The sequence below is a fragment of the Leucobacter sp. wl10 genome (assembly GCF_003569785.1).
In the GTDB taxonomy this organism is placed as follows: domain Bacteria; phylum Actinomycetota; class Actinomycetes; order Actinomycetales; family Microbacteriaceae; genus Leucobacter.
The window spans coordinates 28080-41290 of sequence record NZ_KZ983992.1; the positions used below are offsets into that span (position 1 = coordinate 28080).

Annotated in this window: 11 protein-coding genes; 6 read left to right on the forward strand and 5 right to left on the reverse strand. The window is 73.8% G+C overall.

Annotation, left to right across the window (positions count from 1 at the left end):
• The first annotated feature begins 256 nt into the window (after window positions 1-256).
• From D1J51_RS07275 to D1J51_RS07295, 5 genes are read left to right on the forward strand one after another with little or no spacing between them, the layout of a single operon-like run.
• The gene (locus D1J51_RS07275; protein ID WP_119074527.1) at window positions 257-1174 is read left to right on the forward strand and encodes an NUDIX hydrolase; all 918 of its coding nucleotides are present in this window, start codon (window positions 257-259) and stop codon (window positions 1172-1174) included.
• A complete protein-coding gene (gene nadA / locus D1J51_RS07280; RefSeq protein WP_119074528.1) occupies window positions 1171-2601 on the forward strand; it encodes a quinolinate synthase NadA in 1431 nt (476 codons plus the stop codon). Before D1J51_RS07275 ends, nadA begins: the two co-directional genes overlap by 4 nt.
• Window positions 2598-4190: an L-aspartate oxidase gene (locus D1J51_RS07285; RefSeq protein WP_119074529.1), complete on the forward strand. Its 1593-nt coding sequence runs from the start codon at window positions 2598-2600 to the stop codon at window positions 4188-4190. Before nadA ends, D1J51_RS07285 begins: the two co-directional genes overlap by 4 nt.
• On the forward strand, window positions 4184-5032 hold the full coding sequence (gene nadC / locus D1J51_RS07290; RefSeq protein WP_119074530.1) for a carboxylating nicotinate-nucleotide diphosphorylase: 849 nt from the start codon (window positions 4184-4186) through the stop codon (window positions 5030-5032). The genes D1J51_RS07285 and nadC overlap by 7 nt, the downstream gene beginning before the upstream one ends.
• Window positions 5032-6267, forward strand: coding sequence for a cysteine desulfurase family protein (locus tag D1J51_RS07295; protein WP_240423020.1), 1236 nt, complete (start codon window positions 5032-5034; stop codon window positions 6265-6267). The genes nadC and D1J51_RS07295 overlap by 1 nt, the downstream gene beginning before the upstream one ends.
• Before the next feature lie 46 nt (window positions 6268-6313).
• On the opposite strand, the gene D1J51_RS07300 is transcribed toward D1J51_RS07295, so the two are convergent.
• Both D1J51_RS07300 and D1J51_RS07305 read right to left on the reverse strand, forming a co-directional pair.
• Window positions 6314-7582, reverse strand: coding sequence for a DUF4192 family protein (locus D1J51_RS07300; RefSeq protein ID WP_119074531.1), 1269 nt, complete (start codon window positions 7580-7582; stop codon window positions 6314-6316).
• A gap of 180 nt (window positions 7583-7762) precedes the next feature.
• Window positions 7763-9529 carry an FAD-binding protein gene (locus D1J51_RS07305; protein ID WP_119074532.1) on the reverse strand — a complete coding sequence of 589 codons (1767 nt, stop codon included), beginning with the start codon at window positions 9527-9529 and terminating at the stop codon, window positions 7763-7765.
• A 78-nt stretch (window positions 9530-9607) separates the two neighbouring features.
• Between D1J51_RS07305 and D1J51_RS07310 the strand changes: the two genes are divergently transcribed.
• Complete coding sequence (locus D1J51_RS07310) at window positions 9608-10597, forward strand: LysR family transcriptional regulator (protein WP_119074533.1); 990 nt, start codon at window positions 9608-9610, stop codon at window positions 10595-10597.
• Between the two features lie 134 nt (window positions 10598-10731).
• On the opposite strand, the gene D1J51_RS07315 is transcribed toward D1J51_RS07310, so the two are convergent.
• Genes D1J51_RS07315 through D1J51_RS07325 form a run of 3 tightly spaced genes read right to left on the reverse strand, consistent with a single transcriptional unit; the run spans window position 10732 to window position 13198 of the window.
• A complete protein-coding gene (locus tag D1J51_RS07315) occupies window positions 10732-11412 on the reverse strand; it encodes a DNA alkylation repair protein (protein WP_119074534.1) in 681 nt (226 codons plus the stop codon).
• Entirely contained in the window at window positions 11409-11879 is a 471-nt protein-coding gene (gene sufU, locus D1J51_RS07320) for a Fe-S cluster assembly sulfur transfer protein SufU (RefSeq protein WP_119074535.1), read from the reverse strand. The genes D1J51_RS07315 and sufU overlap by 4 nt, the downstream gene beginning before the upstream one ends.
• A complete protein-coding gene (locus D1J51_RS07325; RefSeq protein WP_119074536.1) occupies window positions 11876-13198 on the reverse strand; it encodes an aminotransferase class V-fold PLP-dependent enzyme in 1323 nt (440 codons plus the stop codon). The genes sufU and D1J51_RS07325 overlap by 4 nt, the downstream gene beginning before the upstream one ends.
• Window positions 13199-13211 lie beyond the last annotated feature (13 nt).

The following is a 13211-nucleotide window of genomic DNA, read 5'->3' on the forward strand; positions in this document are numbered from 1 at the left end:
GTACCACGGCGACGGCGCCGACGTGGAGACTGGTAGCGTGCCGCGATTGCCGGAGGCTGCGGCGAATAAAACGTGCTGGAGTGTTGCTACGTTCGGCATTACTGGTCTTGGAGTCGAGCTTAGCCCACCGGGCGCGATCCGTCACGGGTCGTGATCCGTTCGTGTCCTTCGGCGGCGCGATTCCAGCTTGACAGGGCAGGGACGAGGCGTATCCTTGCTTATGGTCAAAGTGACTATAAGTGAGGGGCGGTGGACGATGCCGTACGAGACCGCGAGCGCGAGCGAGCGACGGTACCTGCCGCCCGCCGTCGCCGTCTCGGTGGTGGCGTTCGCGCTGCGCCCGCCGCACGGCGCGACGCTCGGGGAGCCCGAGGCGAGGGGCGCGGAGACGACGCTGTGGATTCCGCTGGTGCGCCGCATCCGGTCGCCCTTCCAGGGGCTGTGGGCGCTTCCGGGCGGGCCCACGCGGTGGGACGAGACGCTGATCGACACCGCGCTGCGCACCCTGCGCGACGCCGTGCTGCGGGATCCGGGGTACCTCGAGCAGCTCTACTCGTTCGGCGGGATCGAGCGCTCCGCGGAGGCGCAGCGGCTCGTCACGATCGCCTACTGGGCGCTCTACGGCGAGCGGGACCTGGCGGGGGTTCCCGATCCGGGCGCCGGCGAAGACGCGGGGGTCCCCGCTCGAGACGCCGATCCCGCGCCCCGCTGGGACGACCCGGCGCGCGCGATCCCGCCCGCGCACCCCGCGCTGGACCCGGATCCGGTCTCCACAGAAGCCGAGCGCGACGCGAACGTCGCCTGGTTCTCGGCCGACGGCCTGCCCGAGCTGGCGTTCGACCACGCCGAGATCGTGTCCTACGCCCTCGCGCGGCTGCGCTCCAAGACGGAGTACGCCGCGGTCGCCCACCGCTTCCTCGGGCCGGTGTTCACGCTCGGCAGGCTGCGGGCCGTGACCGAGGCGGTGCTCGGGGAATCGGTCGACCCCGCCAACTTCCGCCGTCAGGCGCTCGCGCAGGGCAACCTCGTCGACACGGGGGAGGTCGAGACCGGCACCCCGCACCGGCCTGCCCGGCTCTACCGCTTCCGGGGCGGCCGCCCGCCGGCCGGCGATCCCGACCGCCCCGACCTTCCGCACCGTTCCCACCCCACAGCCGCGAGGAGCACACCATGACGAGCGTGCACGAACTCATCCGGGCCGCCGCCGAGCGCGAGGCCACCGCTCGAGCGCCGCGCGGGCGCCCGGCGGGCCCCGCGAACCGCCGGCCCATCGCGCTGCGTTCGACCGGCGCCTCGAGCTGCGACGCGGGGCTCGCGAACGACCCGTGGGCCATCGACCGGGGCCCCGGCTACGGGCCCGGAGCCTCGGCGGGCGACGCGATCCCGGGCGACGCGCCCAGGCAGGGGCCGCTGCCCGCCCGCTACACGCAGGCCTCGGAGGAGCAGCTGCACGAGTGGATCGTCGCCGCGAAGGAGCGGCTGGGGCAGCGCGTGCGCATCCTCGGACACTTCTACCAGCGCGACGAGATCGTGCAGCACGCCGACTTCGTGGGCGACTCCTTCATGCTGGCGCAGGCCGCCAAGGCCAGCCCGGAGGCCGAGGCGTTCGTGTTCTGCGGCGTGCACTTCATGGCCGAGACCGCCGACATCCTCTCGGGGCCGGAGCAGGCCGTGATCCTGCCCAACCTCGCGGCCGGATGCTCAATGGCCGACATGGCCACCATCGAGCAGGTCGAGGACTGCTGGCGCGAGCTGATGTCGGTGCTGGGCGGGGAAGCCGGTCCGGATCCGGCCTCAGCCGGCCCGCAGCCCGCAGGCGAAGACCGACAACGCGCAGCGTTCGAATCTTCGACTGATGCCGCCGCAGCGGCAGCCCACGGCGCGAAGCGAGGGGTGATCCCGGTCACCTACATGAACTCCTCCGCCGCCATCAAGGCCTTCTGCGGTCGCAACGGCGGCATCGTGTGCACGTCGTCGAACGCACGCACGGTGCTCGAGTGGGCCTTCGAGCGCGGGCAGCGGGTCGTCTTCTTCCCCGACCAGCACCTCGGGCGCAACACGGCGAAGGCCATGGGCATCCCCGAGGAGCGGATGCCCCTGTGGCGTCCCCACCTGCCGCTCGGCGGCAACACGGCGGAGCAGCTGCGCGACGCGAGGGTGATCCTGTGGAACGGCTTCTGCTCGGTGCACAAGCGGTTCACGGTCGCCCAGATCGAGCGGGCGCGCGCGGAGTTTCCGGGCGCGAGGGTCATCGTGCACCCGGAGTGCCCCGCCGCGGTGGTCGAGGCGGCGGACGGCGCGGGATCCACCGAGTACATCCGCAAGGAGATCGAGGCAGCCTCGCCGGGCGACGTCATCGCGGTCGGCACCGAGATCAACCTCGTCAACCGGCTGCAGCAGCAGCGCCCCGACCTCACGATCTTCTGCCTCGACCCCGTCGTGTGCCCGTGCTCGACCATGTACCGCATCCACCCGGCGTACCTCGCGTGGACGCTCGAGTCGCTCGTCGCGGGATCGGTGCCGAACCGCATCAGGGTCGCCGCCTCGGTCGCCGGCGACTCGCGAGTCGCCCTCGAGCGGATGCTCGCGGCCCGGCCGTGATCCTCGTCATCGGGACGGGCGTCGCGGGGCTCTCCTGCGCGCTCGCCGCGGTCCGCGCGGGGGCCGAGGTGACGGTCGCGACGCCGGGAGCGCTGAGCGGCCCGGACGGCACGGACGCGCGCGCGGGAGGCAGCACCGCGCTGGCGCAGGGCGGCGTCGCGGCGGCCGTCGGGCCCGGCGATGCGCCCGCGCAGCACCTCGCCGATACGGTCGCGGCGGGGGCGGGCCTCGTCGATCCGGAGGCCGCGGGCCTGCTCGCCGCAGCCGGAGCGCGGATCGTGCGCCGTCTGCTCGCCGAGGGGTTCGCCGCCGACCGGCGCCCCGACGGCCGCGTCGCGCTCGGGCTCGAGGCCGCGCACGGACGGCACCGCATCGTGCACGCCGGGGGCGACCGCACGGGAGCCGTGCTGCACGCGTTCCTCGCGGACGCGGTGCGCGCGCAGGCGGCCGCGGGGCGCATCCTGCTGCTCGAGGAGCGCGCCGCGACGGCGCTGATCACCGACGCGGGCGTCGTCGTCGGGGCGGAGCTGCGGCGGCGCGACGGCGGAGTCGAGGCGCGCCGTGCGGAGGCGACCGTGCTGGCGACCGGGGGGTACGCGGGACTCTACCCGCGCAGCTCCAACCCCGTCTCGTCCCGGGGGGCCGGTATAGTGCTCGCCGCCCGGGCCGGCGCACTCGTCGCCGACCTGGAGTTCGTGCAGTTCCACCCCACCGTTCTGCACGGCACCGGGGCGCTGATCTCGGAGGCCGTGCGCGGCGCGGGGGCGGTGCTGCTCGACGGATCCGGATCGCGCTTCATGGCGGATCGCCACCCGCTCGCCGAGCTCGCGCCCCGCGACGTGGTGTCGCGGGAGACCGGTCGCCTGCTGCGCGAGCGCGGCGAGGAGGCGATCTGGCTCGACGCGACCCGGATCGAGCGCGCCGAGGGCGCGGGAACGCTGGCCGGGCGCTTCCCCGGCATCTCGGCCGCCACCGCGGCGCACGGCTACGATTGGACGCGCGAGGCCGTTCCCGTCTCGCCCGCCGCGCACTACACGATGGGCGGCGTGGCGAGCGACCTCGAGGGCCGCACGAGCGTGCCCGGTCTGTTCGCGGCGGGGGAGGCCGCCTCCACCGGCGTGCACGGCGCCAACCGGCTCGCCTCGAACTCGCTGCTGGAAGGGCTCGTCTTCGGTGAGCGGGCGGGGCGCGCCGCGGCCGGATTCGCCTCCGGGGGCCGCCGGGTCGCGGGTCGCTGGAATCCGCGCGGCGCGGGGTTCCGGGCGCTCGAGAAGGGCGCGGGCGTCGCGGCCGTCTCCGGAGGCGCTGCACCGGCGGGAGCGGTCGAGGAGGTGCCGTCGGTGACGGGGCTCAGAGCGGCGAGCCGCGAGGACGCCGCGCTCGTGGCGATGATCCGCGTCGCGGCGCTCGAGCGCACGGAGTCGCGCGGCGCGCACCAGCGATTCGACCACCCCGACCCCGATCCAGCGCAGGCGCAGCGGCGCGCGTACCGCTTCGCGCTGCCGGCGGTCCGCGACCCCGAAGCCGAACTCGAGTCCGAACCCCATTCGGCCGCCACCGGCCAGTTGAGGAGCCTGTCATCGTGCTGACCAGACCCATCGTCGAGACCGTCGTGCGCGCCGCGCTCGCCGAAGACGCGCCGTGGGGCGATCTCACGGTCGAGTTGGCGATCCCCCCGGCCGCTAGGATCGACACGCGCCTCACGGCACGGGAGCCCGGGGTCTTCGCGGGCGGCCCCCTCGTCGTCGAGACGTTTCGGCAGGCCGATCCGGCCATCGAGGTCGCCGAGCTGGTGCCCGAGGGGGCGGTCTTCGCCGTCGGCGACGCGCTCGCCCGCGTCTCCGGCCCGGCCCGCGGGGTGCTCATGGGCGAGCGGGTGGCGCTCAACCTCAGCCAGCGCATGGCCGGCATCGCCTCGCTCACCTCGCGCTACGTCGCGGCCGTCGCGCACACGCGGGCGCGCATCGCCGACACCCGCAAGACCACGCCGGGCCTCCGGGCCCTCGAGAAGCACGCCGTGCGCGCGGGCGGGGGATCGAACCACCGCTTCGGGCTCTCCGACGCGATCATGGTGAAGGACAACCACCTCGCCGCCCTCGGCGCGGTCAACGCCGACACCACGACGGCGGCGCTGCGCGAGCTGCGCGGGCGCGCCGGGCACACCACCGCGATCATCGTCGAGGTGGACCGCCTGGATCAGGTCGAGGCCGTGCTCTCGGCGGGCGTCACCGGCGTGCTGCTCGACAACTTCTCGCTCGAGGACCTGGCGGCCGGGGTGCGCCTGATCGACGGACGCGCCATCGCGGAGGCGAGCGGGGGCGTGACGCTCGAGACCGTCTCGGCGATCGCCGAGACCGGTGTCGACGTGATCTCGGTGGGTCAGCTGACGCACGGCGCGCGGGCCCTCGACCTGGGCCTCGACGCGGTGTGATGCCGATGGACGGCGTCGGCGAGCGCTCGAAGGGGCCGGATCCGCGGCGGTATCTCGACGCCGCCGCGAGCGCCCCGCTGCGCCCGGAGGCCCGCGCGGCGATGATCGCGGCGCTCGACGCCGGGGCGGCGAACGCGTCGAGCGTGCACACGGCGGGGCACGGGGCTCGGGCCCTCGTCGAGGATGCTCGCGAGCGGGTGGCCGCCGCGCTCGGCGCCCGCCCGGGGGAGGTCGTCTTCACTTCGGGGGGCACGGAGGCCAACAACCTCGCGATCGTCGGCCTCTCGCTCGCGAATCCGCGGGGCCGGCACGTGGTGACGACGGAGATCGAGCACCCCTCGGTACTGGAGAGCTGCCGATACCTCGAGCGCGTGTTCGGGTTCGAGCTCTCGTTGCTGCCGGTGGACGAGACCGGTCTGGTCTCTCCCGGAGCGCTCGCCGCCGCGCTGCGAACCGATACGACGCTCGTGTCGCTCGGGCTCGCGAACGGCGAGATCGGCACCGTGCAGCCCGTCGCCGAACTGGCGGCCGTCGCGAAGCGAGCGGGCGCCCTGGTGCACACGGACGCCGTGCAGGCTGCGGCGTCGCTGCCGGTGTCGTTCGGCTCGTCGGCGGTCGGGGCCGCCCCCCAAGCGGGGCCGACGACCGCCGCCTGGCCCGGGCCCGCGGTCGACGCGATGACGGTGGCCTCGCACAAGTTCGGGGGTCCCCAGGGCGCCGGTGCGCTGCTGCGGCGGCGGCACCTGCCGCTCGAACCGCTGCTGCACGGCGGCGGCCAGGAGCGGGGGGCGCGATCCGGAACCGAGAACGTCGCCGCGATCGCGGGATTCGCCGCTGCCGCGCACGCGGCCTGCACCGAGGTCGGCACCCGCGCCATGGCGCTGCTCGGCAGCCGCGACGCGCTCATCTCCCGGGTGCTCGCCGAGGTGCCGGGCGCGGAGCTCACCGGGCACCCGAGCGAGCGGCTGCCCGGGCACGCCTCGTTCGTGATCGCGGGCGTGAGCGGGGAATCGCTGCTGGTGGCGCTCGATGCGGCGGGGTTCGCGGTCTCCTCCGGCTCGGCCTGCGCCGCGGGGAAGGACGAGCCCTCGCCGACGCTGCTGGCGCTGGGGATCGCCCCGGGGCTCGCGCAGACCGCCGTGCGCTTCACCCTCGCCGCTCCGCTCGCCGCGGACGACCTGGACCGCATCATCGCCGTACTGAGCGGCGAGGTGCGAGGCATCGGCGCCGCGTAGCCCCCGCGTCGAGGCGCCGCCGGGGCTCGCTCGCGCCGCGCCCTCGTCACGCCGCGCTCGCCTCGTGACGTGCGCGCGGCGCGTACAGCGAATGCGAGACGAGGCGCTCGACCATGAGCGCGACCTCGTTGTCGGGGTCGATCTCGAGTGCCTCGAGCGCCTGCCGATGCGCGACCGACTGCGTACCTCCCAGCCACCACACCCAGGCGCTGAAGGCGAGCAGGCCGGGACGGAGCTCCCGGGGCGTCTCGCCGAGCGTCGCGGTCAGGCGTCGCCTGAGGTGCGGAATCCGATCGAGGTCGGTGAACTCCGGGCAGATGCTCGCGAGAATGCGGCGGATCGACCAGCCGGCGCGCGCCGGCGCGTCGGGGTCGACGTCGACGGGCACGCCCGCGAACTGCGCCGGACCCATCTCGTGCGCGAGCTCCACCGGGAACTCCGGCCGCGTGAGCACGCCCATCGCGAGCAGCAGCCAGCGGTCGGAGTGCTCGGCGCAGCGGATCAGCCGGGCGGCCATGGACGGTTCGAGCGCCCGATCCTCGTCTCTGAGCGCCCGAACCACCTCGGCGGTGTCGACCATCCACGCATACGCCCCTGCGGACCGAGGGTGCACGGCATGCTCCGCCCGCGGCCCGGCGGAGTCGCGCCGGGCGCTCGCGGCGCCAGGGGGCTTCCCGAGCCCGGAATCGCCTGGGGGTGCCGATCCCGGACCCGGGAAGTCGAAGGGGGCCTGCTCCGCCAGCGCCCCGGCCACCGCGCCGCGCCGCGCCGGGTCCGGGTCGGGGATCGCGCCGAGATCCGCGATGTCCGGCGTCGAGACGCCCTCCAGCCGGGCCTCCAGCGCGATGGGGCTCTCGTCGATCTCGCTGAGCGGTCGCCCCGCGGTGGGCGCGGACGGGTCGAGGTAGCTGATCCAGCCGTCGGGAGCGACGCAGCACAGCTCGCGCGGCGCGACCCCCTCGCGGCGCAGCCGCCGCTCGAGGCGCCGCGCCAGTCGGCGCCAGGGAGGCCCGTCGGCCTCGGCGAAGGTCTGCTCGGTGCAGATCGCGATGGCGGGAGCCGACACGGCCCCGTGCGAAGAACCGAAATCGAGGACGGCCTCGCAGACGAACTCGAGCAGTCCGACCGACTCGCGCGGGTGCTCGGACTCGGGGAGGTCGATGCGCATCGCGTGGCCCGCGCGCTTGCCGGAGAAGAACACCAGGATGATGCTGTCCCGCGCCGTGAAGCCGGTGATCCGCGGGAGCGCCGCGAGGAAGTCGGAGGTGCTTCGGCACCGGAGGACCTGGGGCGGGTCTGCGCTGGCTTCGTTCATGCTCCGATTCTGCGCTCGGGAGAACGCGCGATCGTGGTTGTCAACAGGCCGGGCCGGTTTTTTCGTCCGACGCGTCGAAATCGTCCAGTTGTGAGCGAAGCCTACTCGCGGCGTTCGGGCCCGATCCGGTCGCGCGAACGGCGTCCCCGCGCGCGGAGGGAAGCCCGCGCGTCGGGATCTCTACTCGACGAGCTTGCCCCTCACCGAGGTGTCGATCGTGTCGTGGGCGAGATCGCGGAACGAGTCCGGCGCCTCGGCCACGCGCTCGAAGGTCACGCCGCCGCCGGGGGTCCACACGAAGCTGCCGCGCAGCGCGTCGTCCTGCGAGGGGAAGTCGGAGCGGTTGTGGCAGCCCCGCGTCTCGCGGCGCTCGATCGCGCACTCGAGCGTCGCCCGCGCAGCCAGCAGCGAGCCGTAGAGGTCGAAGGCGTGGGCGAGGTCGTCGAAGCCCGCGATGTCGGGATGCACCCCGAGGCGGGTCGCGCGATCCTCGATCGCACCGAGCTTCTCGAGCCCCTCGCGCAGGCCCGACTCGTGGCGCACCACGCCCGCGTGCTCGGTCATGAGATCGCGCACGGCCCGCTGCAGCAGGCGCGGAGTCTCGGTGCCCCTGCCCGAGAGCAGGTTCTGCATCTCGGCGCGCGCCTCACCCACCGCCTCCGCGGAACGGCTCACGTGCGCGAGCCCCGACACGTATTCGGCCGCGTCCGAGCCGGTGATGCGGCCGTAGACGAGCAGCTCGATGAGCGAGTTGCCCCCGAGCCGGTTGGCCCCGTGCAGCCCCGATGACGCCTCGCCGATCGCGTAGAGGCCGTCGACGCCGGTGCTGTGGCTCTCGGCATTCACCCACACGCCGCCCATCGAGTAGTGCGCGGTGGGGGCGATCTCGATGGGCTGCTCGGTGATGTCGAGCATCTGCAGGTCGATGAGCGTGCGGTAGACGCGCGGGAGCTTCTCGAAGATGGTCTCGCGCGGCAGGTGCGACACGTCGAGGAAGACGCCCCCGTTGGTGGTGCCGCGGCCCTCCTTGATCTCCGTGTAGCTCGCGAGGGCGACACGGTCGCGGGTCGACAGCTCCATGCGCTCGGGGTCGTAGCGCTCCATGTAGCGCTCGCCGAGCGCGTTGCGCAGGATCCCGCCCTCGCCGCGCGCGGCCTCGGAGACGAGCGTGCCGGCTGCGTCGGCGGGCTCCAGGATGCCCGAGGGGTGGAACTGCACGAGTTCGGCATCGCGGATCCTGCCGCCCGCGAGCGCGGCGAGGCGGAACGAGTCGCCCGTGTTCTCGTCCCGCCGCGAGGACGTGTTGCGCCAGATGCGGTTGTGGCCGCCGGCCGCGAGGATCACGGCGTCGGCGTGGATGAGCACGGGGGTGCCGTCGACGATGTCGAAGCCGTAGGCGCCGAAGATCCGTCCGTCGGCGGCGAGCAGGCGGGTGATGTAGACGGTGTCGACGATGGGGACGTTCAGCTCGCGGGCCCGGCGCAGCAGGGTGCGCTGGATCTCGAGGCCCGTGTAGTCGCCGGCGTAGCAGGTGCGCCGGTACCGGTGGGCCCCGAAGAAGCGCTGGCTGATCCGCCCGTCCGCCTCGCGCGCGAAGGGCATGCCCCATTGCTCGAGCTCCTCGATGCCGCGTGCCGCGTTTCTGGCGACGACCTCGATGATGGCGGGATCGCCGAGGAAGTACGACTCGCGCAGCGTATCGGCGGCGTGCTGCTGCCAGCTGTCCTCGGGGTCGACGGTGCCGAGGGCGGCGTTGATGCCGCCGGCCGCGAGCGTGGTGTGCGCGTCGTGCTTGCGGCGCTTGCCGACGGTGAGCACCTGCACCCCGCGCTGGGCGAGCTCGATCGAGGCGCGGAGACCGGCTCCCCCAGTGCCGATGACGAGGACGGAGGTGGAGAGCAGGCGCTCGCGGGTCGCTGTGTCGGTGGTTGCTGCGATGGTGTCCATGCGGACCACGCTAGGGATCCGCGTTCGATTACTCCAATGAATAGTTCTAATAGTGACGATGCGGTTATGCTATGAAAGATGAATCTCGAACAGCTCCGGGGCTTCGCGGAGATCGCCCAGACCGGGCACTTCACCCGTGCGGCCGAGCGCCTCCACCTCGCCCAGCCCTCGCTGAGCCGGCAGATCTCCACCCTCGAGCACGAGCTCGGCGTCGAGCTCTTCCACCGCGCGCGCGGCAACGTGGCCCTCACGGCCGCGGGGGAGCGGCTGCTGCCCGTCGCGCGCCGCATGCTCGCGGACGCCGAGACCGCCCGCAGCGAGATGGCGGAGCTCGCGGGCCTGCGCCGGGGACGCGTGCGGCTGGGTGCCACGCCGACGCTCTGCACGAGCCTCGTCGCCGAGGTGCTGGCAGAGTTCCGCGGGCGGTATCCGGGCATCGACATCGAGATCCTGGAGCGCGGGTCGCGCAGTCTCATCGCGGCGCTCATGGACGGCTCCCTCGACCTGGCGCTCATAGTGACGAGCGTCTCGTCGGGAGCGGCGCGGGCGGTGCTCGAGCGCGAGCCGATCCTGAGCGAGCGGCTGGTGGTGGTCTCGTCGGCGGCGAGTCCGGATCCGTTCGGGCGTGAAGAGGTCGAACCGGGCGATGATGGCGTCAGGCGCGGGAGGACCGGATCGCGCGGCGTCGAACTGCACGAGCTGGCTGCGGTGCCGCAGGTGCTGTTCCCGGAGAACTACGACCTGCGCGTCGCCGTCGACGCCGCGTTCGGCGCGAAGGGACTGGCGCCCGCGGTGGCGGTCGAGGGGGCGGAGATGGATGCCGCACTGCGCTTCGCGGAGCGAGGCATCGGGGTCGCCGTCGTGCCGGCCATGGTCGCGGTCGACCGGCCGCAGCTGCGCGCGTCGCCGCTCGCGGACCCCGGACTCACCCGCACCATCAGCGTGGCCCGCCGCTCCGACATGGCCCCGACGCACGCGAGCGCGGCGATGCAGGCCCTCATCCGGGAGGTCGCGGACCGCCTGGCGGAGCCCGGCAGCGCGACCGCGAAGCTGGTCGAGAGGGCGTAGCCCGACCCGCGCGAGGCCGCCCCGCCGCTCGCCGTCCGGGAAGCCCCCCGGTCGCCGCGCCCGATCCGAGAAGCGGCCCGGATCGCGCTCGCCTCGGTCCGAGCGGCGGAACCGCTGCGGCGGCGGAGCGGGCGCTATCCGCGCCGGGAGACGAGCTCGGCGATCGCGATCGGCGCGTACGGCGAGGTGCAGCCCGGCGACGTCGGGTAGTCCTTGAGCACCTCGAGGCGCTCGCCGATCTCGAGGGCCCGGGCCCGGTGCTCCTCGTGGCAGACGCCGATCTGGGTGAGGCACCAGTTCATCGCCCACTGCAGCCGATCCGGGGCGTCTCGCATGCCGACCTCGATGACGTCGAGCAGGCCCGTCAGGTTGACGCCCTCGGGCCTCTTCACGACCCGCTCGGTGGTGAGCGCCCACCCCGCGCTCGCGATCACGGGGTCGGGATCCGCGAGCCAGGTGAGCCGCAGCCTCTCCGCGTGCGGGCTCTTCTTCGCCGCGTAGTTCACGAGCCAGTCGTGCACCTTCGGGACGCGCGCATCGCGCAGCATGGAGTCGAGCTGCGCCTCGCCGAAGGCTCGGGGCCTGCAGATGAGCAGCGCGACGAGCCGGGCGGGCGTGTACCCCGTCGCCCACAGCTCGAGCGCGAGATCCTGGTTCGGCTTCAGCGCCCGGGCGATCGCCCGCAGCCCCGTCAGGTTGACCCCGTGATCGTCCCCGTGCCGCTCGTTGACGGCCCGCGCCTTCGGATCCTCGAGCGCCTCGAGCGCCGCCACCACGTCCGCTGCGCCGCTGTCCGGAGCGAGATCCGGAGTCATGCGCGCTGCGCCTCGACCTGGGCGAGGTCGGCCTCGAGCGCCACCCACCCCAGCATGGCGCACTTCACGCGCATCACGAACTTCGAGACGCCCTGCAGCGCCACCGCGTCGCCGAGCAGCTCCTCGTCGGGCTCGCCCTCGCCGCGCGCCTGGATCATCTCGCGGAAGGCGCCGATGCGGGCGCGGGCCTCGTCGACGGTCATCCGCTCGTCGCGCACGAGCTGCGAGAGGATCGAGGCCGATGCGATGGAGATGGAGCACCCCTGCCCCTCCCAGGCCAGCCGCTCGATGCGCCGGCTCGCGGGGTCGACCGCGATCGACAGATCGATCTCGTCGCCGCAGCTCGGGTTGAACTCGTGATGCGACGCCGTGATCGTCCCCCCGGGCGCCTCGAAGACGCCCTTGCTCACCGGTCGCTTCGAGTGGTCGAGGATGAGCTCCTGGTACAGGCCGTCGAGTGCGCTCATGCCGCGGCCTCCACCCCGAAGTACCGCTGCGCGCCGCGGAGGGCGTCGACGAAGCGGTCGATCTCGTCCTCGGTGGTCGTGAGGTGCACGCTGGCCCGGGTGCTCGACGTGATGCCGAGGGCGCGGTGCAGCGGCTGCGCGCAGTGGTGCCCCACGCGCACGAGCACGCCCTGCTCGTCGAGGAACTGCCCCACGTCGTGCGCGTGCAGCCCCTCGACCGACACCGCCGCGAGGGCGACCCGTTGCGAGGGATCCGCCGGTCCGAGCAGCCGCACGCCCGGCGTCGCCTCGATGCCCGCGACGAGCCGCTCCACGAGCTCGTGCTCTCGGACCGCCGTGCGGTCGACGCCGACGTCCTCGAGGAAGGCGACGGCGGCTCCGAGGCCGACCGCCTGGGAGACGGGCTGCGTACCCGGCTCGAAGCGCATCGGCGGCGGCATGTACTCGGCCGTCTCCAGAGTCACCCGCGTGATGGCCGACCCGCCGGTGCGCGAGGGCGGCAGCGCGGCGAGCAGCTCCGGTCGCCCGTAGAGCACGCCGATGCCGTTGGGGCCGAGCATCTTGTGCCCCGAGAAGGCGGCGAAGTCGACGCCGAGCGCCGAGAAGTCCACGGGCACGTGCGGCACGGACTGACACGCGTCGAGCACAGTAATCGCCCCGACGCTGCTCGCCAGCTGCGCGAGCGCGGCGACGGGCGCCACGTATCCGGTGACGTTGGAGATATGCGCGAAGGCGAATATGCGCGTGCGCTCATTCAGAGCCGCCCGCGCGTCGTCGAGCGTCCACGTGCCGTCCTCGCGGACGGGGATGGCGCGGAACGACGCCCCGGTCTTGGCCGCGAGCCGCTGCCACGGGATGAGGTTCGCGTGGTGCTCCGCCTCGGTGACGAGGATCTCGTCGCCCGGGCCGAGGGCGAAGCGCTCGCTGCCCGGCACGCCCAGCCCGGCGTTCGCCTCGCCGATGCCGAGCGCCACCGTGTTGAGCGCGTCGGTGGCGTTCTCCGCCCAGACGATCTGCTCGGGCGCGTCGGCACCGACGAACCGGGCGACCGCGGCCCGGGCGCCCTCGAAGGCCTCGGTCGCGGCCCCCACGGCCCCGCTCGTGCCGCGGTGCACGGCCGCGTTCGCCGTCTCGAGGAAGCGGCGCTCCGCGTCGAGCACGGCCGCCGGCCGCTGCGAGGTCGCCGCAGCGTCGAGGTACGCCGGGGCGCGCAGCCCCGTTCGCGCCGCGAGGGCGTCGTGAGCAGCGAAGTAGGGGAAGGCCGCACGCAGTTCGGCGACCTCCGCGGGGATGAGCTCGAGAGCAGGCATGTTCTCCATTCTTCCACTCTCT

Coding starts and splice junctions, on each gene's coding strand:
- D1J51_RS07275 (WP_119074527.1), top strand. CDS start 257: ATGCCGTACGAGACCGCGAGCGCGAGCGAGCGACGGTACCTGCCGCCC.
- nadA (WP_119074528.1), top strand. CDS start 1,171: ATGACGAGCGTGCACGAACTCATCCGGGCCGCCGCCGAGCGCGAGGCC.
- D1J51_RS07295 (WP_240423020.1), top strand. CDS start 5,032: ATGCCGATGGACGGCGTCGGCGAGCGCTCGAAGGGGCCGGATCCGCGG.
- D1J51_RS07300 (WP_119074531.1), bottom strand. CDS start 7,582: ATGAACGAAGCCAGCGCAGACCCGCCCCAGGTCCTCCGGTGCCGAAGC.
- D1J51_RS07305 (WP_119074532.1), bottom strand. CDS start 9,529: ATGGACACCATCGCAGCAACCACCGACACAGCGACCCGCGAGCGCCTG.
- D1J51_RS07310 (WP_119074533.1), top strand. CDS start 9,608: ATGAATCTCGAACAGCTCCGGGGCTTCGCGGAGATCGCCCAGACCGGG.
- D1J51_RS07315 (WP_119074534.1), bottom strand. CDS start 11,412: ATGACTCCGGATCTCGCTCCGGACAGCGGCGCAGCGGACGTGGTGGCG.
- sufU (WP_119074535.1), bottom strand. CDS start 11,879: ATGAGCGCACTCGACGGCCTGTACCAGGAGCTCATCCTCGACCACTCG.
- D1J51_RS07325 (WP_119074536.1), bottom strand. CDS start 13,198: ATGGAGAACATGCCTGCTCTCGAGCTCATCCCCGCGGAGGTCGCCGAA.